This is a genomic window from Paenibacillus rhizosphaerae, assembly GCF_014192015.1.
GTDB lineage: Bacteria > Bacillota > Bacilli > Paenibacillales > Paenibacillaceae > Paenibacillus_AQ > Paenibacillus_AQ rhizosphaerae.
Genome location: NZ_JACHXJ010000002.1, coordinates 40,324 through 61,551 on the forward strand (window position 1 = coordinate 40,324; position 21,228 = coordinate 61,551).

The 21,228-nt window shown below is 55.9% G+C and carries 21 protein-coding genes; all 21 read left to right on the forward strand.

From position 1 onward, the window contains the following. Positions 1–8 precede the first annotated feature (8 nt). The 21 genes from FHS19_RS08660 to FHS19_RS08760 all read left to right on the forward strand — a co-directional run bounded on the left by FHS19_RS08660 (position 9) and on the right by FHS19_RS08760 (position 21,110). Positions 9–764 carry a tRNA threonylcarbamoyladenosine dehydratase gene (locus FHS19_RS08660; protein ID WP_183581534.1) on the forward strand — a complete coding sequence of 252 codons (756 nt, stop codon included), beginning with the start codon at positions 9–11 and terminating at the stop codon, positions 762–764. A 162-nt stretch (positions 765–926) separates the two neighbouring features. Then, entirely contained in the window at positions 927–2,222 is a 1,296-nt protein-coding gene (locus FHS19_RS08665) for an NCS2 family permease (RefSeq protein ID WP_183581535.1), read from the forward strand. A gap of 147 nt (positions 2,223–2,369) precedes the next feature. Beyond that, positions 2,370–3,335, forward strand: a complete 966-nt coding sequence (locus FHS19_RS08670; protein WP_183581536.1) for a 3'-5' exoribonuclease YhaM family protein — start codon at positions 2,370–2,372, stop codon at positions 3,333–3,335. A gap of 260 nt (positions 3,336–3,595) precedes the next feature. After that, on the forward strand, positions 3,596–4,084 hold the full coding sequence (locus FHS19_RS08675; protein WP_183581537.1) for a hypothetical protein: 489 nt from the start codon (positions 3,596–3,598) through the stop codon (positions 4,082–4,084). Beyond that, positions 4,081–4,665 carry a DUF5044 domain-containing protein gene (locus FHS19_RS08680; RefSeq protein ID WP_183581538.1) on the forward strand — a complete coding sequence of 195 codons (585 nt, stop codon included), beginning with the start codon at positions 4,081–4,083 and terminating at the stop codon, positions 4,663–4,665. The genes FHS19_RS08675 and FHS19_RS08680 overlap by 4 nt, the downstream gene beginning before the upstream one ends. A 211-nt stretch (positions 4,666–4,876) precedes the next feature. Continuing rightward, positions 4,877–7,042, forward strand: a complete 2,166-nt coding sequence (locus tag FHS19_RS08685; protein WP_183581539.1) for a HelD family protein — start codon at positions 4,877–4,879, stop codon at positions 7,040–7,042. A 170-nt stretch (positions 7,043–7,212) separates the two neighbouring features. Next, complete coding sequence (locus FHS19_RS08690) at positions 7,213–8,148, forward strand: SDR family oxidoreductase (RefSeq protein ID WP_183581540.1); 936 nt, start codon at positions 7,213–7,215, stop codon at positions 8,146–8,148. A gap of 35 nt (positions 8,149–8,183) precedes the next feature. Next, on the forward strand, positions 8,184–8,777 hold the full coding sequence (locus FHS19_RS08695; RefSeq protein WP_312887174.1) for a TetR/AcrR family transcriptional regulator: 594 nt from the start codon (positions 8,184–8,186) through the stop codon (positions 8,775–8,777). 358 nt (positions 8,778–9,135) lie between these two features. Next, positions 9,136–9,450, forward strand: coding sequence for a CD3324 family protein (locus FHS19_RS08700; RefSeq protein ID WP_089548337.1), 315 nt, complete (start codon positions 9,136–9,138; stop codon positions 9,448–9,450). 47 nt (positions 9,451–9,497) lie between these two features. After that, complete coding sequence (locus FHS19_RS08705; protein WP_183581542.1) at positions 9,498–9,689, forward strand: hypothetical protein; 192 nt, start codon at positions 9,498–9,500, stop codon at positions 9,687–9,689. A gap of 267 nt (positions 9,690–9,956) precedes the next feature. Further along, the gene (locus FHS19_RS08710; protein ID WP_183581543.1) at positions 9,957–11,495 is read left to right on the forward strand and encodes a PucR family transcriptional regulator; all 1,539 of its coding nucleotides are present in this window, start codon (positions 9,957–9,959) and stop codon (positions 11,493–11,495) included. A 149-nt stretch (positions 11,496–11,644) separates the two neighbouring features. After that, positions 11,645–12,295 (forward strand): aspartate/glutamate racemase family protein, encoded by a 651-nt coding sequence (locus tag FHS19_RS08715; RefSeq protein WP_183581544.1) that lies wholly within the window; start codon positions 11,645–11,647, stop codon positions 12,293–12,295. Between the two features lie 238 nt (positions 12,296–12,533). Continuing rightward, positions 12,534–14,144, forward strand: coding sequence for an OPT/YSL family transporter (locus FHS19_RS08720; RefSeq protein WP_183581545.1), 1,611 nt, complete (start codon positions 12,534–12,536; stop codon positions 14,142–14,144). A gap of 13 nt (positions 14,145–14,157) precedes the next feature. Beyond that, positions 14,158–15,216 carry an S-methyl thiohydantoin desulfurase family protein gene (locus FHS19_RS08725; protein WP_183581546.1) on the forward strand — a complete coding sequence of 353 codons (1,059 nt, stop codon included), beginning with the start codon at positions 14,158–14,160 and terminating at the stop codon, positions 15,214–15,216. Between the two features lie 72 nt (positions 15,217–15,288). Then, positions 15,289–16,224 carry a DUF1177 domain-containing protein gene (locus tag FHS19_RS08730; RefSeq protein WP_183581547.1) on the forward strand — a complete coding sequence of 312 codons (936 nt, stop codon included), beginning with the start codon at positions 15,289–15,291 and terminating at the stop codon, positions 16,222–16,224. 164 nt (positions 16,225–16,388) lie between these two features. Continuing rightward, the gene (locus FHS19_RS08735; RefSeq protein ID WP_183581548.1) at positions 16,389–17,060 is read left to right on the forward strand and encodes an AroM family protein; all 672 of its coding nucleotides are present in this window, start codon (positions 16,389–16,391) and stop codon (positions 17,058–17,060) included. 44 nt (positions 17,061–17,104) lie between these two features. After that, complete coding sequence (locus FHS19_RS08740; RefSeq protein ID WP_183581549.1) at positions 17,105–18,055, forward strand: aminopeptidase; 951 nt, start codon at positions 17,105–17,107, stop codon at positions 18,053–18,055. Positions 18,056–18,147: 92 nt separating this feature from the next. Then, positions 18,148–18,669, forward strand: coding sequence for a nitroreductase family protein (locus tag FHS19_RS08745; protein WP_183581550.1), 522 nt, complete (start codon positions 18,148–18,150; stop codon positions 18,667–18,669). Further along, positions 18,659–18,973, forward strand: a complete 315-nt coding sequence (locus tag FHS19_RS08750) for a DUF6092 family protein (RefSeq protein WP_183582857.1) — start codon at positions 18,659–18,661, stop codon at positions 18,971–18,973. The genes FHS19_RS08745 and FHS19_RS08750 overlap by 11 nt, the downstream gene beginning before the upstream one ends. Before the next feature lie 140 nt (positions 18,974–19,113). Further along, positions 19,114–19,677, forward strand: a complete 564-nt coding sequence (locus FHS19_RS08755; RefSeq protein ID WP_183581551.1) for a GNAT family N-acetyltransferase — start codon at positions 19,114–19,116, stop codon at positions 19,675–19,677. Positions 19,678–19,799: 122 nt separating this feature from the next. After that, positions 19,800–21,110, forward strand: coding sequence for a replication-associated recombination protein A (locus FHS19_RS08760; protein ID WP_183581552.1), 1,311 nt, complete (start codon positions 19,800–19,802; stop codon positions 21,108–21,110). The last annotated feature ends 118 nt before the right edge of the window (positions 21,111–21,228 follow it).

A 21,228-nucleotide genomic window follows, 5' to 3' on the forward strand; every position in this document is an offset into this window, starting at 1 on the left:
CTGACGATATGCTTAATCAATTTTCACGTACGGAGCTGGCCATCGGGCCGGAAGGCCTGGAAGTCATGAAAAACAGCACGGTGGCGGTCCTCGGCATCGGCGGGGTGGGGTCCATTGCGGTGGAAGCCCTGGCCCGCACCGGGGTCGGCCGCATTATTTTAATCGATAAAGACGTGGTTGACATTACCAATATCAACCGCCAGATCCACGCACTGACGACGACCATCGGCCGGAAGAAGGCGGATCTGATGGTAGAGCGAGTCAAATTGATCAATCCGGACATTGATGCGATCGCATTGAACATGTTTTATACCGAAGAAACCTATCAGGAGCTGTTTAAGTATGAGCTGGATTACGTGCTGGACGCATCGGATACCGTGTCCTACAAAATCCATCTCATCAAAGAGTGCCTGAACCGCAAAATCCCGATCATTTCCAGCATGGGTGCGGCCAATAAAATGGACCCGACCAAATTCCAGGTTGCGGATATTTCCAAGACGACGATGGATCCGATTGCCCGGGTCATCCGGACGAAGCTGCGCAAAGACGGCATCAAAAAAGGCGTCAAGGTCGTGTTCTCGACCGAAGAGCCGATCAAGCCGCGCGTGGACGTTACGGAAAAAATCGTACCGGAGAATGCGCCGGAGATCCGCAAGGCAAAGCAGCCGCCGGCCAGCAACGCCTACGTACCTCCTGTCGTGGGCCTCATCATGGTGAGCGTTGCCGTGAAGGACCTGCTGGCCAAAGCAGGGATTCAGGTATAGCGAACATCCTGAAGCCCAAGGGGAAGACGCTCGGGAAATAACGGGCATAACTGAAGCAAGTGATGGCGCGCGAGGCCGTATAACGGCGCTCGCGCTTTTTATTTTACAAATATGGTATAAATAACATAGGCTGGACACCGTTCGCGAACAGGAGGACTATTGTTGAAATCTAGTTTTTGGCACCGCAGCCTTGGGCTGCTGCCGGGGGACAGCTGGAAGAAAGAATGGATTGCGGGTGCTGTTTCTTATTTTTCCGTCGTATATATTGTGATGGTTAACGCGAATATTTTGCACGATGCAGGGATGCCGCTGAAGGCCGCCATGGTGGGAACGCTGCTGACGTCCGTTGTGGGCTGCCTCCTGATGGCTTTTGGCGGCAAATCGCCGATCGTGGTCGTTCCGGGCATGGGTATCAACGCCTTCTTCACGTATACCCTGGTGCATTCCATGAAGCTGTCCTGGCAGGAAGCGCTGATGGTCGTAGCGGTCACGGGCGTGTTATTCTCGATTGTATCCTTTACGTCCCTGTACCGGATCGTGAGCGAGGCCATCCCCCACAACCTGAAGCACGGCATCACGGTAGGGATCGGGCTGTTTCTGACGTTTATCGGACTGCAGAAAAGCCAAATCGTCATCGCCCATCAGACGACGTTTGTCACCATCGGGCATTTCAGCGACCCGGCCGTCATCGTGTCCTGCTTTACACTGCTGCTTGCCCTGATTTTGTTTATCCGGGGCGTGCAGGGAGGACTGCTCATCAGCATTCTGGTAGGAACGGGTCTGGCTTATCTGCTCGGTGCCGTCAAGCCGGTACAGCTCGAATCCGGACATACCTTCCGCCAGTACGGGGAACTGTTCGGCCATCTGTCGGCGGCGGGGATCGGCAGTCTGGTGTTCTGGATCGCGGTCTTTCTGCTGCTTCTGATCGTGGTCTTTGAAAATATCGGCCTCATTGCGGCCCAAACCCAGATGATCGGCAGGCCGGAACATTTTAAAGGCAGCCTGAGGGCACTGTCGATATCGAACATCTTCGCCGGAATATTCGGGAGCAGTCCTGTGGTGGCGGCCGCGGAAACCTCAGCGGGGATCGCCGCCGGGGGGAGAACCGGGCTGTCGGCGCTCGTATCGGGCCTGCTGTTCGGAGCGACCTTTTTCTTCATCCCGCTTCTTAGCTACATACCGGACAGTGCCATCGCGCCCGTCCTGATCGTGATCGGCGGGCTGATGGTCCAGAACGTCAAAGAGATGGAGTTTGCGGATTTGACCGAAGCGTTTCCGGCGTTTCTCATTATGGTTATGATTCCTTTTACGTACAGCATTGTGGACGGCATGGCTTTCGGCTTTATCGCTTACCCGGGAGTAAAGCTGGCCCAGGGCAGAGGCCGGGAAGTTTCGCCTGTGCTGTACGGCATTGCAGCGCTGTTTGTGGCGAACTTCGTGCTGCATGCATTCCTCTAAGGCATAAATCGCGAAAGTGGAAGCGCGCGAAAGGGAACCCGATATAGGTCGGGTGGATCTTTCCGGTTTGGGGTAATGGATAGGGACAGCTAGGAAAACTGTCCTGAACCGTTTTTTCAGTGAATTATTTTAGGAGGATTTAAAGAGATGACACTTATTCAATCGTTTACCGAAGGGCAGGAAATTACGGGCTTCTATCTGCTGAAATCGCTGCAGGTCAAACAGACGAACGCCACGCCGCCCAAGGATTATTTGGATATGATCTTATCGGATACGAGCGGGGAAATCCCGGCGAAACTGTGGGATACCTCCTCGACGGACAAGGAGACGTTCTTCGCGCCGATGCTCGTCAAAGTGCGGGGCATCGTCCAGCTGTACCGGGAGCGGCTGCAATTTAAAGTAACGCAGCTCCGGCCGGCTAAGGATGAAGACGGGTACAGCATCACCGATTTCGTACGGTCGGCTCCCGTGCAGCCGGCAGACCTGGTCTATACGATTAAGGCAGCGGCGGCAAGCGTCCAGGATCCGGAGCTCCGAAAAATTATCGAGCACTGCTACGGCAAGGTTGGGGATAAGCTCATGCATTATCCGGCTGCCAAAGGGATGCACCATGCTTTCTACGCCGGCCTGGCCTACCATGTGGTGCGGATGCTGGAGCTGGCCGAGTTCGTGTGCATGCAGCGGCCGTTCTTGAATCGGGATCTGCTCGTATCGGGCATTATTCTGCATGATATCGCTAAGACGGAAGAACTGACGGCGGAGCTGGGCATCGTCAGCGAGTACAGCTTCACCGGTAAGCTGATCGGCCACATTCCGCTGGCGGTCAGCTGGATCACGGAGGCGGCGGTGCTTCACGGCATGGACCTGAACGCGGAGAAAATCGTGCTGCTGCAGCACATTATTCTGGCCCATCATAATTTGGCCGAGTGGGGCAGTCCGGTGCAGCCGCAAATCCCGGAGGCGCTTGCCCTTCATCTCATCGACCAGATGGATGCCAAGCTGCAGGCCGCCGAGGACGCCATCGATACGATGTCCATGACGGATGAATGGACCACGCCGGTGCGGGCGCTGGAAAACAAGGCGTTTTACCGTTCGAAATACGGGAAAGCTTAACGTTGTGAGCATTTTCGTCTGATTTCCGGACTTCATACGAGATTTCATCCTGAATTCATGAATAATGGGGAATGTTAAAACAGTCAGTGTGCGTTGACCCGCCCTGGCTGTTTTTTGATTTTCAGCGGCAAAACAACGCATTAGGCGACCGGATCTTCCACCGTGTGAAGAGGCTGGAGCGGAAGAACGATCGCTGCACCGGGAATTGGGTTGCGGACAAATGGCTATTGAGATCCCTGATGAAATTAAGGAGCATGCCCTTGAAAAATGTTACGGTGGGGATGATTGCACGAAGGCTGCTTATTTTCGTATTTGCCACGCTGCTGCTGTTCCAGCTGGTCGACTGGCTCCCTTGGAGAGACGGCAACCGGCTCATGATCGCGGACTTGAAAAACGACGGCCGGGTTACGGCTTATCCGGTGAACCGGAAGCTGAACATGGATGACGATACATTTACATTAAAGGAACTGTACACCACCTCTAAGCGGACCGCTATCCGCTACTCTTTCCGCAAAAAGGTACGGGACGGCTGGTCCTTCCCGACGGCTTCCGTCAAACTGCTGAACGCGTCAGGGAAGGAACTGGTCCAGCACGGGGCGAGCAGCACCGGGGTGCCGTGGGGAGAGAACGGATGGATCTATTTTGACCCGCTGCCCGCGGGGATCAACAAGCTGACCCTCCGCTATGATTGGTATGACCGGCAGGGCGAGCTGCTGATTCTCCTGGAGAAGGAGGAGAGCACCGAATGAAGATCAGCAGGCTGGGCGGAGTGCTGGAATGGTGTGCGGTCCTGATTTTATTCATGATACTGCTATGGGTATCTGGATTGGATCGCGGCAGCTTTACGGCTCAGGGCGCCCATGAGCTTTCCGAGCGAAGCTATCATTACGGGCCGTCCAAGGTGGTGAGGAAGGTTCAGGTGGATCAGGATACCGTGGTGTTCCTCGGCACCTACAAGCAGTGGTTTTCTGCCGATACGGTCACCAGGAGCCATTTGAAGTGGCACCCCAGTGGAGGTGTCGCAGGTGTGCCCAAAAACCCGGAAAAACCGTTGGCTTACAGCTGGGACATCAACAGCACCGGATCGGATGGCGGGCTGGCCAAATTTTACGGTTATGTCAACGATCCCGACATCGTTACCGTGGAACTGGATGTGGTGATGGAGGATCGCAGCAGCAATACGGCGACGTCGGGTTCGGAACGGCAAAGCATATCGGATGACCACATGTTCCTGTTTGTGTGGAAAACGGAGGGACGGGATTTCAGATGGCAATCCATCAAAGGACTGGACCGCGAGGGGAAGGTCAGGTACGAAAATAAGCTGCAGTAAACCTTGCAAAAGTCACAGCGAAAGGAATATAGATCGTATGTAGTCCTTTCACGATTCTCGGGGATCTCAAATCCCCTATGGTAAAGTGCCTCCGGATTGTGATATACTGAATATCCTTTTTAAGCGCGGCTTATGGATAAACCTTAAGCATTGGCTTACAAGAGCAGGAGCGGTCCGTCCGCTCCTGAATACTTTTAGGAGGTAACTGAAAGTGGAGACCGATTTTCAAAGTGCCTATCAAGAGGAAGAGAGTAGGCTGAATGCGACGATCGCCGAGATCGACCGCCAGCTGGAGAGGCTGCGCGGCATTCCGGTATATACCGGGCATGATTTTACGGAACAGGTGCTGGAAGCGGGGCGGGAAGAGAAGCGCCAGGCTCTGGCCAAAAGCCTGCAGGAGCCTTATTTCGGCCGGCTGGACTTCCAGGAAGGAAGCGGGGAACGCAAGCCGCTCTACATCGGAAAAATCGGCGTGGACCAAGCGGAGGTCGGCGACCAGCCGATGGTGATTGACTGGCGGGCGCCGGTGGCCAGCTTGTTCTATTCGTTTACGGGCGGGGAAGAAACGGCTTCGTACGAAGCGCCTGATGGCATCATCGAAGGGCTGGTGTATTTGAAGCGAAACGTGGTGATCCGCAAGCAGATTTTGGAGAGGGTGGCCGATACATACAACCGCGAGAGCGACCAGCCCGCCGTGTCCGACGAGTTTCTCGTGTACCGGCTGGGCGAGAACAAGGACAACCGCCTGCGGGACATCGTGTCGACGATCCAGGCAGAGCAGGACCGGATCATCCGGGCCGCGCGGAACACGGCGCTCATCATTCAAGGGGTGGCGGGAAGCGGTAAAACAACCGTGGCGCTGCACCGCCTGGCTTTTCTGCTGTACCAGTACAAGGATCAGGTGTCGGCGGACAAAATGATCATTTTTGCCCCGAACCACATGTTCCTGGATTACATCTCCGACGTGCTGCCTGAGCTCGGGGTTGGAGATATCCAGCAGAGCACGTTTGCGGACTGGGCCATGCGGCTGCTGGGGCTTGACCTTCCGCTGGCCGATAACGAAGAAACGCTGCGGCATTGGTTCGAGACGCCCGGGGGCATGCCGGATATCACCGATGACGTGCCGGGACGGTTCAAGGGATCGATCCGATTCATGCAGATGATCCGTGACTGCTTGTCATCCATGGAGTCGAGCTCGGTGCCACCCGGCGATTTTATGCCGTGGGAAGGGGCAACCCTGGCAAGAGAGACGATTCTGCACTGGTTCAATGAGGAATATAAGCCGTACCCGCTGGCGAAACGAAAAGAAAGGGTCATGGCCAGAATCCACCGCTGGGTCGAAATGGAGCTGAAGAAGTCACCTTCGGCCGCAGCGCTCAAGGACCGGAAGAAGAAGGCGGCGCAGCGCGAAAAGTCCTATGCGAACAAATGGCCGAAATACGAGCCGCTGCTGCTGTACAGGCAGATGTTCAAAGCCGTCAAAACGGCCGGCGGCTGGCCGGAGGAAGCGCTGAGCGGCATTCCTGCCGCGGTGCTGAAGTCTACCCAGTCCGACTTGAAAAAGGATGTCATCCGGGAAGAGGATCTTCCGGCGCTCCTCTATATGCACTACCTGCTGAACGACATTACGGGGGAGCAGCGCTTTGACCATATCGTCATCGATGAAGCGCAGGATTTTTCCCCGTTTCAGGTGGCGGTGCTGGACTTGTTCGTGCGGGGGCACTCCTTCACAATCCTCGGCGACTTGTCCCAAGGGATTCACGCCTACCGCGGCGTCCACGGCTGGGAGGAAATGAGCTCGCTGTTCGCTCCGGAAAACACCGCCTACTTTGCCCTGACGCGAAGCTACCGCTCGACGATGGAAATTATCGAATTCGCCAACGGCATTTTGGAACATGGCGTGAAAAGCGATTTGCTCGCCGTACCCGTCTTCCGCAGCGGCAATCCGGTGCGCATTCTTCCGTACCTTACGGGAGAAGCGGGGAGGTTCCGCTCCCTTCAGGAAGGGCTGCAGCAGCTGGCCGGCGGCGATTACCGGACCGTAGCCATTCTAACGCGGACGCTGGCCGACGCCGCCCGGCTGTATGAGCAGCTGGCCCCCGGAATGCCCGACCTTCATTTGATTGACGGCGGCAAAAAGGCGTACGAAGGCGGTTTATCGGTTCTACCCGTGTACTTGTCCAAAGGTTTGGAATTCGACGCCGTCATCGTGGCCGATGCGGATCTTGCCCATTACGGCGATCAGGCCTGGGATGCCAAGCTGATGTACGTCGGCTGCACGCGCGCGCTGCACGAACTGTGGATTATGCATGAGGATGAGGTGCCGCAATATTTGAACAACCCGCAGGAAGATATCGTGACAAGCGGGTGGAAATAGCATTGAACGAGACTGTCCCTTGGGAAAGGGGCGGTCTTATTTTTTTTGGGATACCGGTTTGTTGACTAATTTTTTGAAAATACGATTGACAGTTACTGGGAGGAAATATATACTGAAGACAAATGAATGAATAATTCATTCATAAATCGGGTAAAGGCGGTCGATCGAAGATGAACAATACGGCATGGTTCAACAATAGCAGGACGCTTGAAGACAAATATATCGTGATCACGGGAGCTACCAGCGGCATTGGGCACGCGGCGGCCAAGGCATTGGTGCTGAAAGGGGCGAAGCTGGGCATCTTGGCACGGAGCCGCAGCAAAGCTGCGGAGTTGTCAGCAGAGCTGGGTAAGATGACGAACGGAGAAGCCCAGGTAGACTGCTTCATTGCCGATATGTCATCCCAGCGGGATATTCGCCGGGCAGCGGCCGAAATATTGGACCGCGTTCCGCGGATCGATCGACTGATCAATAACGCGGGGACGATGTTCGTTAAGCAAAAGCTGTCGGAGGACGGTCTGGAAATGACCTGGGCGGTGAACCATCTGGGTCCGTTTCTCCTGACCAATCTACTGCTCGATCGGCTGAAAGAAAGCGGCGATGCCCGGATTATTACGACCTCCTCCCATGGTCATAAAATGGTGAAGAGAGGGATCGACTTCACCGATTTAAATGGTGACCGCCTGTACAGCGGATCGAAGGCGCTTCTCGGAGGCGCGAATCTCCGTTATGGCCAGAGCAAACTGGCCAATATTCTGTTCACCGCTGAGCTGGCCAGACGGCTCAAGGGTACGGGAGTTACGGCCCACTGTTTTGATCCCGGCCTGGTCGCGACCAACTTCAACCAGGATAACGGAGGGCTGGCCCGGCTGACGATGGCCTGCATGAAGCCTTTCTCCAGAACGCCGGAACAAGGTGCACAGACGCTCGTATGGCTCGCGGAATCACCGGAGCATCTGCTGGAGAGCGGCGGTTATTACGCGGACATGAAGCTGCAGACCCCTTCCGAAGCTGCGCGGGCCGAAGCCGGCGCGAGCCGTCTGTGGCAGGTGAGTGAAGAGCAGACCGGACTCCTTGCCGGACCGGGCTTGCGACGGATACAATAAAAGCAGATATGACTGACAAAAAGGAGGGCGCCAACGTGGCACCGCTGAACGAGCAGCAGTTGGAACAGATTCACGATGAACGCAGGGAACAGATCAAGAAAGCGGCGCTTAAGGTGTTCGCCCGCCACGGGATCAACGGAACGAAAATGAGCATGATTGCCGCCGAAGCGGGAATCAGCCAAGGGCTGTCTTACCGCTACTTCAGCTCCAAGGAAGAGCTGTTTACCGAGCTCGTGCAGGAGGCGATGGAGGAGGCGCAGCACTCGATGAATGAGCTGGGGCGTATGCCGGGCAGCCCCGCCGAGCAATTCCGCGTCCTGACTGAAGCTATGCTGGAGGGCGACAATAAGGATGCCTTTCTGCTCATCCACCAGGCCCAAACCTCGAGCGATGTTCCGGAGCGGGCGAAGGAAATGATCGGGCGGTATTCGCCAGAGGATACGATCGAGCAGTTGGTTCCGATCTTGGTCAAGGGCCAGGAAGCAGGCGAATTCCGTGAAGGAGATCCCCGCCGGCTGCTGTTTCTCTACCTGTCTTTGCTGACGGGATTAATGCTGCAGGAGGTACCGGGGCAGCCGGATTATTGGCGGCAGGAAAGCGGCTTGCTGATGGGAATTCTCCTACGGTAGCCCGGCGCTGACGCGGGTGCGGGGATTTATCCTGTAATTTTTGAAGAGGTAAAGAATATTTATATCCGTTCTTTCACTTGCTGGAATTCCCAAAATATGAGTTAATAAAGGTGTCGGACGGCCGACGATTCTGTACGAAAGGAGGCTGATGCAATTTGATCACACAATACGAGGTGGTCTTCGCGTAAGCGAAGCCCCGCAGTATCGGGGGGCCGATCGGCTCCCCTTATACCGTTTTATTAAAATATATGGGTACATAATTCGAAAGGAGGCGAAAACAGCATGATCCAAGCATTTAGCGGGTTTGAAACAACCGTCGGAACTGGACATCTGTTGAAGTTTAAGGAGGACGTTTATCGTGAATTACAAAAACGGGAGGGATGTGCTTCCCCCTAGTTTACTGAAGGAACTTCAGAAACATATTGAGGGCGAGCTGATTTACATCCCGAAGAGAAGCAACGAACGCGTCGGATGGGGTGTAAACAGCGGGACACGGCAAATGATCGAACGCAGAAACGAGGAGATCTTTGCTCTTCATTGCCAAGGTCATTCAATCGAATACTTGAAACAGGCTTTTCACCTGTCTCAGGAGAGCATCCGTAAGGTGATTTTTAAAAAACGGTCGGAACATGCCGAGGATGCCTCGAAACAAAAAGTGTCGGCACGCCAGTAGGCGAACACCTCCCCATCTATGCGTAATATAGATCGGAGGAGAAAAATATGATGGAACACCACTATGTACAAGAGAAATTGATGGAATACAAGCACGCGGATCTGCACAGACGAAGGAGCCGGTTGCTGCGTGCAAAGGAAAAACCTGTGGAAAGCACAGTACAGCTGCATGCCGGCTGGAACAGTCCGTGGCCAGGTATGCTCTCGCGTTTGTTCCGCTCCAAAATGCGGCAGCCGTAATGGGAGCACGCAGCGTTAAACCACCTTTTTCATATGCTCGAAATGGCTCAGCAGGCGGGCCGTTTCTAAAGAAACCGTTCGGATGCTGAACGGTTTTTTGCTGTTTATGCCCGGGAGTCGGGCTCTTTCCTTCTTTTGGCTGCGGCTACAAAGCGATGGCATCCGGGTTTAGTGGTAAGGTACAATAAAAAAGGGGCGTATTCAAGCGGTTACAAAAAGCATGATGACATGCTGCACCCAGACATCCGTGAACCGCGAGGTGATGCTATGAGTCCGAAAGGTTTGACGGTCAGGGAGATGCTGAAGCTGCCGGTGATGGAGCATGCGCAGCTGATCAGCGGGGAACGCGGCCTGGACCGGATCGTGCAATATATTGATATTTGGGAGGTTCCCGATATCGGAAACTGGCTGCGGGAAGGCGAGATGGTGCTGACGACAGGCTATTCGACCCGGAACGACCCGTCGCTGTTGGTCGAAATGATCGAACAGCTCGCCAAAGTGAACGGGGCGGGGGTGGCCATTAAGCCGGAACGCTTTATTCCCCATATCCCGCAGGAAATGATCGATAAAAGCAACCAATACGATATTCCGATCATTCAGCTTCCTATCGGAATGGCTTACATTGACATAACGTATCATGTTATGGATCAAATTTTGAATCGGCAGGCCGTGCTGCTAAGGCGGGCCGAAGAGGTCAACAAGGCGCTGACCCGTCTGGTGTTGAACAATAAAGGCATTCAGGTCGTCGCCGACAACGTCTCGGAGTTGATTGATTCACCGATATGGATCATTGGAAAGACCGGAGAGGTGCTGGCCTCGTCGCCGGAAGGGTATCCTTACCGGTCTTCGGGGAAACATCACCAGTGGGAGGTCAGCGTCGACAACAAAATGCTGGGTAAATTCGCGGTGGAGAAGCGGGAGCTGAATGAGCTGGATCTCATGCTGATTGAGCAGGCAAGGCTCGTTTTCTCGCTTGAGCTCATGAGGAACAAGATTGCCAAGGACACGGAAAACCGGCTTCGGGGCACGTTTTTCGAGGAGCTGATTTTAAACACGGTGTCCGATGAGCGGGTGACGGCCTCCAGGGGGCGGCAGCTTGGCCTTTCGCCCGAGTGGCTGTGGGAAGTGGCTGTCGTAGAGGCGGACGAGCCTTTTTACAATGAGGACAGCGCTGTCGTCACCAACATTCAGGCGTTCATTCGCAAGGAGTCCGCCGCGCGGAAGGTCCGTTCCCAGCTTCAAATCCACGGGGGAAGGATCGTGCTGTTTCTGCCCTCCGCCAAGCCAGCGGGACAGGACCGCCGGACCGTGGACAAGGATGTGCCGCTTCCATGGTGCGATGCCCTTTCCGGGCAGCTGAGCTCGTGGGAAGGAGTCCGGATTGGCATCGGCCGTCCGGGCTCCCTGGTTGAGGCGCACCGTAGCTATGGCGAAGCCCGAACGGCGGTGTCGATCGGATACCGGCTGAACCAGGAACGCCGGATGTTCACCTACACGGAAGTGGAGATGATCCACTTGCTGCAGGAATCGACCGACCCCACCCGCCTAAGCACGTTCGTCGAGGAAAAAGTAGGCGTGCTCGCCGAACACGACAGGACCCACGGCACAAATTACGTCAGGACGCTATATCATTATTTGGCGACAGGCGGCAGCCTGAACGAAACGTCGCGGCGGATGTTTATTCACCGCAATTCGGTAAATTACCGGATGGACCGGATTAAATCGATTATCGACCTGGATTTTAACAATCCACGGTGCCGTTTCGAACTGTATTTATGCACGACATTTTATTTATTAAATCATTAGCGGATCAGAGCGACCCTTTGTGCCAGGAGCACAAAGGGTCGTTTTCAGTTTTGGTGGATGAGTACATTGTTCCATCGTGGTGAAAGGCATAAAATCTAATGTAATATATTTTAACATCAATAGTTTAAAGGAACGAAGGGGTGATCGACTTGATAGGATTAATTCGTGTATTTACGGCGAAAGATAATGAAGTGCTGCAAGCGCACGGAAACTTGATTCATAAGCAGTTTGAAGTCCCTGTCATGAGCAGAAGCATACCCGATCAACCGCTGGGCATTTATGATGATGCGTCGGAGGAATTGGCCCTTCCGAAAATCGTAGAGCTGGGCATCCAGATGGAGCAGGAAGGCTGCCGCCTGCTGATTGTCAGCTGCGCCGCCGATCCGGGCGTCCGGGAATTGCGCAGCCGCGTGTCGATCCCCGTGATCGGGGCCGGAAGCTCGGCTGCCCTGGTCGCTCTCTCGCTCGGTGAGCCCGTCGGATTATTGGGGATCACCGAAGGGATTCCGCCGGTCATGAAAGTTTTGCTGGATGAGCTCATTGTGGGATACTGCCGGCCTGAAGGCGTGTCGAACACGACGGATCTGCTGACGGAAGCGGGACGGCAGACAGCGCTGGAAGGAGCACGGTCCCTGGTGCAAAAGGGCGCAAAAGCGATTGTATTCGCTTGCACCGGGTTCTCTACGATCTCTTTTGCCGACGTGATCCGGAAAGAGCTCCAGGTTCCCGTCGTTGATATCGTAGAAGCGGAAGGCCTGATGGCCGCAAACTACTATAAGCAGATTATTTCCGCTTCCTGATCGCTCGGATTTGCCAGTACTGTATGCCCCTGATGCGAGGCAATGGAATCTCCTTTTCTTATACGGTTGGGTGGCTGGAATTCTTCTACTACCTGCGGTGGCCGTCTGGACCAAAACAACACCGCTTGTGGAGCAGCATAAAACATATCCTTCAAAATGCGGCCTGCAATATAGATTGAACTAAAGAAATGAACGTTTAAAGTGCCGAGTGAAATTCATATATATTGGAGGCGTTATCATGAGCGAAGTAAAACACGAAGCAGAACAAGCAGGCGGCAAAGAAAAGCACCCCAGCATTTTTGAGCCCTTCGGCTTGATACTCAACATCGTTACCGGCATCCTGGGTGCCATCGTCGGTATACAAATCGTTACCACGCTTGGTGTTACGCCGAATACGGCCATTATCGGAGCGCTCGTGGCGATGCTGATCGCGAGGATTCCGATCGCGGTCTTTAAGAAATACAAGTCGGTACACCGGCAAAATATGGTGCAGACTTCGATATCCTCGGCCACATTCGGAGCGGCCAACAGTTTGTTTATTCCGATCGGCATTCCGTTCGTAATGGGGGAGACGAAGCTGATCGTTCCGATGCTGATCGGCGCGGCTATGGCCATGTTCGTGGATGCGGCGCTGCTGTACAAGCTGTTCGACTCGAAGCTGTTCCCGGCGTCGGGGACATGGGCTCCGGGCGTAGCGACCGCCGAATCGATCATAGCCGGCGATAAGGGCGGCAAGCGTGCCGGACTGCTCGGCGTCGGTACGGCGCTCGGACTCATCGGTTCCTATTTCCACATTTCGATGTCGGCCTTCGGCGTCGCCTTTATCGGCAACATCTGGGCGCTCAGCATGTTCGGCATCGGCCTTCTGATCCGGCAGTATTCCATTCCGTGGTTCAACATTGACGTGGAGGCTCTCTATATCGCCCATGGTGTCATGATCGGTGCAGGGATCGTTGCCCTCGTCCAAGCCGCGATCCTGATTTTCAAGCGGCCGAAAAAATCGGAGCGGGAAGCTGACGATTCGAAGTACACCCGCACGGAGGGCGAAGCGAGACGCTCTCTGGGACTGGGCTTTGTCGCTTACCTGGTTATAGCACTCATTATCGCCATCATCGGCGGTCTGATGACGAAGATGTCCCTTGGCATGCTGATCGGCTTCCTGTTTTTTGCGGCCTTTGCCGCGTTTGTGCACGAAATTATCGTCGGCATCGCCGCCATGCATTCCGGCTGGTTCCCAGCCTTTGCCGTCGCGTTCATTACGCTCTTGTTCGGCATGCTGATCGGCTTTCCGCCGGTGGCGCTGGCCCTTTTGGCCGGATTCAGTGCCGCTACGGGCCCGGCGTTTGCGGATATGGGATACGACCTGAAGACAGGGTACATTCTGCGCGGCAACGGGGAAGACCCCGAATTTGAAAAGCGGGGCAGAAAACAGCAGTACATGACAGGCATGATCGCCTTCGGCGTAGCCGTCATCGTCGTTGCCCTGACGTATAACTCCTACTTCTCGCAAAAGCTCGTTCCGCCGATCGATACGGTCTACGTATCGACGATTCAAGCGGGAACCTCGGGCGATGTGGCAATGAAGCTGCTGTTGTGGGCGATTCCTGGCGCAATTCTTCAGCTCGTCGGCGGCGCCAAGCGCCAGATCGGCGTCATGTTTGCGACTGGCCTCCTCATTGCGACACCGAACGCCTGCTGGGCTGTTCTGGCGGGTCTCTTGATCCGGATCGTCGTCTTGAAGGTAAAAGGCAAGGAAGCCGAGACGCCGATGAGTATCCTGGCAGCCGGTTTTATCGCAGGGGACGCGCTGTACAGCTTCTTTAACTCGATATTCAAAATCAGAAAGTAGGTGCATAACACTAATGGCACGTATACCTTTGGATGAAAACATGATGGAGAGCGCCGTTTATGGCGGCGCGGTACTGGGCGGCGGCGGTGGCGGCTGGATCGAGGAAGGCCTGCAGATTGGCCGGCTCGCGCTCGAGCTCGGGCAGCCGGAGCTGCGTACTATCGACGAATTCGCCGATAACGACACGCTCGTGACCGTATCGCTGGTCGGTGCCCCAGGGGCAAAGGATAAGTATCTGAAGCCCATTCACTACTCCAAAGCGCTAGATATGCTGGCCGGCTTGCTTGGCAAGCCGATCTCGGCCATTCACACCAATGAGAATGGGGCCGGCACAACGGTCAACGGATGGCTGCAGTCGGTCATCACGGGAATTCCGCTGGTCGACTTCGCCTGCAACGGCAGAGCGCATCCGACAGGCACGATGGGCGCACTGAATCTATCGGAGGTGGAAGATTACGTGTCCCACCAAACGGCCATCGGCGGCAAAGGCGACAATTATCTGGAGTTCAGCATTTCAGGCTCCCTTGGCAAAGCGGCGTCGATGGTCCGCAAGGCGTCGGTTGAAGCGGGCGGTCTGGTCGCTGTGGCGAGAAATCCGGTGACCGCAGCCTATGCGAAGCAGAACGGCGCTCCGGGAGCCATCTCGCAGGCGATCGAGGTCGGCCGTGCGCTGCTCGGCGCCAAAGGTGAAGCCGCCATCGACGCGGTTGTCGCGAAGCTGGGCGGCCGGATCGTTGCAGCCGGAGAAGTAACGGATTTCCAGATCGAGACGACCGGTGGATTCGATGTCGGTACCGTGCAGATCGACGGGTTCGAAATGACGTTCTGGAATGAATACATGACGCTGGAAAAGGACGGGGAACGCTTCGGGACATTCCCGGACTTGATCATGACCCTGGACGCCAAGACGGCCAGACCGGTCGTCACCGCCGCTTTAGAGAAGGGACAGCAGCTCGCCGTGATCGTTGTACCGAAGGAGAAGCTGCTCCTCAGCAGCACGATGCGCAACAAGAAGCTGATGCTGCCGGTGGAAGACATTATCAAGAAGCCGGTTCTGGAATATTTGTTTTAAATTGTTACGGATCGTTCGAAGGTTACGGAGAAAACACCCGCACAACAGACAGAAGATGGAGGTATCGGTCAGATGACACTCAAGCAAACGATGATTTCGCTGGATGCGATGGATGATGGGTATGTAACGGGAGAGAAGGTCAAAACGCTGTTCGCCGGCTATGCGGATGTTTCCGTCGAGGTGCAAAAAGTAACAGGTGAAAAGGGAAGCACCGATTTTATTAAAATCGTCATTCCGGGAACCGAAGGCAAGTCCAAGGGCGGGTCCGTTCCGACCCTCGGCATCGTTGGACGCCTTGGCGGCATCGGCGCCCGTCCAAGCCGGATTGGACTCGTTTCCGACGCTGACGGGGCTGTAGCGGCGGTTGCTTCCGCGCTCAAGCTCGCGGACATGCAGGTGAAGGGAGACCGCCTCAAAGGCGACGTCATCGTGACGACGCATATTTGTCCCAACGCCCCGACCCGTCCGCATGAACCGGTTGATTTTATGGATTCGCCGGTCGATATCGGTGCCATGAACGCCCACGAAGTGCTGCCGGAAATGGACGCCGTTCTCTCGATCGACACGACGAAGGGCAACCGGGTCATTAACCATAAAGGCTTTGCTATTTCGCCGACCGTCAAGGAAGGTTACATTTTGCGGGTGAGTGAGGACCTGCTGCGCATTATGGAAATGACGACGGGATTGCTGCCGGTGACGTTCCCGATCACGATGCAGGACATTACGCCTTACGGCAACGACTTGTACCACATCAACTCGATCTTACAGCCTGCCGTGGCTACCTCGGCACCGGTTGTAGGTGTAGCCGTCACGGCGCAGTCGGTCGTTCCGGGCTGCGGCACAGGGGCGAGCCATGAGATCGACATCGCCGCCGCGGTCCGCTTTGCGGTTGAAGTCGCCAAGGAGGTCACGAACGGAACCTGCGCGTTTTATAATCCGGATGAATATGACCGGATCGTCAAGCTGTACGGTTCGATGAAGGTGCTGCAGACGGCGGGGCATGCCTGAATCATCATGGAAGAGGGAAGAGGCCAAACGGCCGTCTTCCCTTTTTCGGCAGGGAGACCCCCCGTTTCCTCACGATTCAAACATGACGAAACAAGGGGATCACGAGCAGTGTGTATTGGGGAAGTTTCACTCGATATTGTTCATGGCGAAGGAGGAGCAGCGGTATGACGAAACTGGGAGTAATTACGATCGGGCAGGCGCCACGGAAGGATGTTACGCCGATTCTGGAAGAGCATCTGCCAAGCCGGGTGGATATCGTCCAGGCCGGCGTGCTGGACGGAATGACCAAGGAAGAAATCGACGCCAAGCTGAAGCCGGAGGAAGGGGACCATACGCTCACCTCGCGGTTAACGACAGGGCAGTCGGTCGTCATGGGAAGACGCAAGATGCAGCCGCTCCTTCAGCAGAAAATTCATGTCATGGAAGAGCAGGGCATCCGGCAGATTTTGCTGCTGTGCACAGGCGTGTTTCCGGGACTCGCTGCCCAATCTTCCTATTTGATCGAGCCGGATCATATCATTCCCCCGGCGGTGAAAGCAATGGCAGGCCCAAGACGTTTGGGCGTCATCGTTCCGCTGGAGGAGCAGAAGGACAGCATGAAGTCAAAATTTGAACTTCATGGCCTGCATCCGGTGTATGCCGTTGCTTCGCCGTACATTTTTGATGAAGGGAATTTCGAAACCGCCGCACAAGCGCTGAAGGACCAGACGGATCTGATCCTGCTGGACTGTATGGGATACACGGAGGAAGCGCGCCGTATCGTGGCCGAAGCCTCCGGCTTGCCGGTCATTCTGTCGAATGCTATTATGGCTAAAATCGTATCGGAAATGATTTGAGCCGGTCGAGCCCTATTTCTCATAAGGAAGGAAGCTGTTTCGCAATGAATGAAAAGATCGTTGAAATCAGTATGAACACGTTGGCCGATTGCCTTGGCTTGAAATCCGGAGAGACTTTTCTGGTCGTTACCGATGAGAGCCGGAAGGAGCTGGCCGAAGCGCTGCATGAAGCTGGAAAGCGTCTCGGTGCCGAGTCGATGCTGGCGCTCATGAAGGAGCGCGCAAAGTCAGGGGAGGAGCCGCCTGAGGCGATTGCGGCCGCTATGACCAAAGCGCAGGTCGTGGTGTGCATTACGAAGCACTCGCTGACGCATACGCAGGCCCGCAAGCAGGCGGCAGCCGCCGGAGCGCGTCTGGCCACCATGCCGGGCATCACCGAGGACATGTTCCTGGAAGGCGCGATTGCCGCCGATTATACGCAGGTCAAAGCACTGACCGAGAAAGTGACGGACATGCTGACAGGCGCTCAAACGGTGCGCATCGAAAAGGACGGCCGCTCGCTGGAGTTTTCCATCCAGGGGCGGGACGGGGTGCCCAGCACCGGCATGTACCTGGAGCCGGGACAATCCGGAAACCTGCCTTCGGGTGAAGCCTATATCGCTCCTGTCGAAGGAACAGCCGAAGGTCAAATCGTCGTTGACGGCTCCATCGCCGGCATTGGCAAGCTGTCGGGCCCGATCGTGCTGACCGTGGAAAAGGGCCGCCTGACCGCGGCCGAAGGCGGACCGGAGGGAGCGAAGCTGCTGCAGATGCTCGGCGACGGGGACGGCCGACTGCTCGGCGAGTTCGGCATCGGCACAAACGAGAAAGCCCGCATCACCGGTGTCGTGCTGGAAGACGAGAAGGTCTACGGCACCATTCACGTGGCTTTCGGCAGCAACAACACGTTCGGCGGCGTCGTTGCCGCAGGCGTGCATATCGATTGCGTCGTCGGCAAGCCGGATGTATATCTGGACGGTCGTCAAATCATGAAGGATGGGGAGCTGAACGGCTGAACCCTGCAATGCTTTTGAGCGGAATGCCTATTGCCGGGAAGTTTTGATGCGGAGAGGATTTTCCTTGCGTTAGGCGAGAGGGGGACAACATCATGAATGTACTGGAAACCATCAAAACAAGGCGCAGTGCGCGTTCTTTTGCTGACAAGCGGCTTGAGCCGCATATTGTGGAGGCGATCGAGGAAGCCATTCTTCACAGCCCGTCGGCAAGCAATGCGCAGGAATCGCATTTTGTCATCGTTCAGGACGAAGTACGGATCCGGCATATCAAGCGGTTTGCGCAGGGGCTGTCGGGGCAGCCGGCGGCCGTGGTCGTTCTCTGCAGCAATCATCAGGAGGCGCTGGCGCGGGGCGGAGCAGACAGTGCAGACACGCTGCGTTTTATTAATTTGGGCGTTGCCGCTTCCGCGATGATGCTCACCGCCCAATCGCTCGGTGCGTCAAGCTGTCCGGTCCGCTCGTTCCACGCGCCGTCCATTGCCTCAATCCTCGGTTTGCCGGTGGAAGTGAAGCCCGAGTTGCTGATCAGCCTCGGCTACGCCGACAAGCCGCCGCGTTCGAAAACGTCGAAGCCGCCGAAGGAGATGATTTCGTTTGAACGCTATGGAAACTAATCTGGGGGCCGGGGACATGCGGGAGCGGCTGCTGGATTTTGCGGCCTATGTGCTGACCAGCGCCCGTGCCCTCTACCGCGAGCCCCAGTCCTACGGCCCGATGCGGCTGGCGGATACGCTGGAGAAGGGCCTGGAGCTGCTGCAAGCCGCCGGAATCCGGGACGAGACGGTGGAGCAAGCCATGGCTGCTGTCCGCGAAACCCGGCCGGTGGCGATGACGGACCCTGAAGGCTTTGCCGTCGCGTTGGACCGGGGAATCGCCGTGCTGGTCAAGGCGACGCTTGGGGGAAAGCCCGAGGCTTAGTAACTCGGCGCAGCGAAGAAAAGTGATTGTTTAATTTACACCGCAGTCCGGCAGACCGGCTCTGCGGTGTTTTTCGTCATGTAGGCCATTATAATAAAGGCATGACCATCCATTTTCTTATATGAAGGAGAACACGAACGATGCAGCATCAGGTGACGGAACAATGGGATGAAGCGATGTGGCAGCAGGCGGAGCCGGTTTATGAGGAGGCTTTTCCGGAGCATGGACGGAAAACAAAAGCGATCATCATGCGCATGTTTGAAAGGGGATTATGTGCGCTGCATGTCTGGAGCGACGGCCAAACCGCAGCGGCCATGGCGCTGACAGGGATGGATGCCAAGGAAAACCTGCTGGTCATCGATTATATTGCGGTACGGGGAAGTTTTAGGGGACAAGGCGCCGGACTTGCTTGTCTCCATGATTTGCGTGAATGGGCCCGCAGCAGGGGCTGCAGAGGCATCGTGATCGAAGCGGAAGCCGATCCGTCGGAAGAAAACGCCGGCAGAATCGCCTTTTGGAAAAAGGCCGGTTTTACGCCGACGGCGTACGTGCATTCGTATATTTGGGTACCTGAAACGTACCGGGCGATGTACCTCAGCCTGGATCCCGCTCATCCCGTCGAATCGCATGACGGCGGCGAGGAGCTGTTTCAGTCGATCCTGCGCTTTCACGAAAAGGCCTACCGCCGACCGGGCAAGTCATGAGCTCACCGCCTGTTCGCCCGGAAACAGAAGGGAATGAACTCTTCTGGCCGGGTATGGTATGATAGAAGAACAGCTTTGGTCCGCAGGGACAAGCATTTTAGACTTTCAAGGACGTGAATCGAATGGACTTATTCTCTTTCCAGCAGGACGCGAATCCGGGTGCACGGCTCTTGGCCGACCGGATGCGGCCGACCACGCTGGATGAATATATCGGACAGGAGCATATCGTCGGTCCAGGCAAGCTGCTCCGCCGGGCGATCGAAGCCGACCAGGTATCCTCCATCCTTCTGTACGGGCCTCCCGGATGCGGCAAGACGACGCTCGCCCATATCATTTCGCAGCATACGCAGGCGGACTTCGTCCGGCTAAATGCGGTTGACGCTTCCGTCAAGGATGTCCGCGAGGTGATCGACCAGGCCCAGACCAATAAATCGATGTACGGAACGAAAACGATCCTCTTTCTGGACGAGGTGCACCGTTTTAACAGCTCGCGCCAGGACGCACTCCTGCCGGCGGTGGAGAAGGGGACGATCATTTTTATCGGAGCGACGACGGAGAACCCGTTCCATTATGTGAACGGCGCCTTGATGAGCCGCTCGACACTGTTCCAGCTTCATCCGCTTACGAAGGAGCATTCCATGCTGGCCATGAAGCGGGCGCTGCAGGATCCGGACAAGGGGCTTGGCTTCATGAACCTGAAGGTCGACGAGGAAGCTCTCGATCATATTGCGACGATGGCGAATGGGGATATCCGGCGCGCGCTGAATGCGCTGGAATTGGCCGCATTGACGACGCCTCCCGAGGCGGACGGAACCGTCCTTATCACGCTCGAAGTGGCGGAGGAGTCGATCCGCCGGCCGATCGTGCGTGCGGACGAGTCGACCCAGTATGACGTGCTTTCGGCGTTTCATAAGAGCATCCGCGGTTCGAGTGATGCCGCGCTGTTCTGGTTCCTCTACGCAGTGGAGAAGCTGGGCATGGACCCGATGGTGTTCATCCGCCGGCTGATTGCCGCCAGCAGCGAGGATATCGGGCTGGCGAACCCGCAGGCGATGGTTCAGGCCGTCAGCGCACTGGACGCTTACCGGAACAACGGCTGGCCGGAGGCGAAGCTGAATATCGCGCAGGCGATCCTGTTTGCGGTGGAGAGCCCGAAATCCAACAGGGTTTATACGGCGATTTCGAATGCGATGTCCGCTATGGACGAGATCAAATCCGCGGAGGTGCCGCTTCACTTGCGGGATACGCACTATAAGGGCGCCGTCAAGCTGGGCCATGAAGGGTATAAGTACCCGCATAATTATCCCGGCCATTATGTAAAGCAGGACTACCTGCCGAAGGAAATCGCCGGCCGGGTATTCTATGAAGCGTCGGAGCAGGGCAATGAAGCGAAGATCCGGCACAATCAGCAGCTCCGGAAGGATCAGTCATAAACCGCCGGTGCCCGGGAGCACACAGAGCATACTTGATAGGGGATTAGTTTTACGTTGACAGCAGGATAATAATAGCGGCAGGGAGAATCTTTAAGGACGGCATGCAAAAACCGCCGGC

Excerpts from the sequence above, each read along its gene's own strand:
- FHS19_RS08660 (WP_183581534.1), top strand. The coding sequence starts at position 9 with ATGCTTAATCAATTTTCACGTACGGAGCTGGCCATCGGGCCGGAAGGC.
- FHS19_RS08670 (WP_183581536.1), top strand. The coding sequence starts at position 2,370 with ATGACACTTATTCAATCGTTTACCGAAGGGCAGGAAATTACGGGCTTC.
- FHS19_RS08680 (WP_183581538.1), top strand. The coding sequence starts at position 4,081 with ATGAAGATCAGCAGGCTGGGCGGAGTGCTGGAATGGTGTGCGGTCCTG.
- FHS19_RS08690 (WP_183581540.1), top strand. The coding sequence starts at position 7,213 with ATGAACAATACGGCATGGTTCAACAATAGCAGGACGCTTGAAGACAAA.
- FHS19_RS08705 (WP_183581542.1), top strand. The coding sequence starts at position 9,498 with ATGATGGAACACCACTATGTACAAGAGAAATTGATGGAATACAAGCAC.
- FHS19_RS08710 (WP_183581543.1), top strand. The coding sequence starts at position 9,957 with ATGAGTCCGAAAGGTTTGACGGTCAGGGAGATGCTGAAGCTGCCGGTG.
- FHS19_RS08720 (WP_183581545.1), top strand. The coding sequence starts at position 12,534 with ATGAGCGAAGTAAAACACGAAGCAGAACAAGCAGGCGGCAAAGAAAAG.
- FHS19_RS08725 (WP_183581546.1), top strand. The coding sequence starts at position 14,158 with ATGGCACGTATACCTTTGGATGAAAACATGATGGAGAGCGCCGTTTAT.
- FHS19_RS08730 (WP_183581547.1), top strand. The coding sequence starts at position 15,289 with ATGACACTCAAGCAAACGATGATTTCGCTGGATGCGATGGATGATGGG.
- FHS19_RS08735 (WP_183581548.1), top strand. The coding sequence starts at position 16,389 with ATGACGAAACTGGGAGTAATTACGATCGGGCAGGCGCCACGGAAGGAT.
- FHS19_RS08740 (WP_183581549.1), top strand. The coding sequence starts at position 17,105 with ATGAATGAAAAGATCGTTGAAATCAGTATGAACACGTTGGCCGATTGC.
- FHS19_RS08745 (WP_183581550.1), top strand. The coding sequence starts at position 18,148 with ATGAATGTACTGGAAACCATCAAAACAAGGCGCAGTGCGCGTTCTTTT.
- FHS19_RS08750 (WP_183582857.1), top strand. The coding sequence starts at position 18,659 with ATGGAAACTAATCTGGGGGCCGGGGACATGCGGGAGCGGCTGCTGGAT.
- FHS19_RS08755 (WP_183581551.1), top strand. The coding sequence starts at position 19,114 with ATGCAGCATCAGGTGACGGAACAATGGGATGAAGCGATGTGGCAGCAG.
- FHS19_RS08760 (WP_183581552.1), top strand. The coding sequence starts at position 19,800 with ATGGACTTATTCTCTTTCCAGCAGGACGCGAATCCGGGTGCACGGCTC.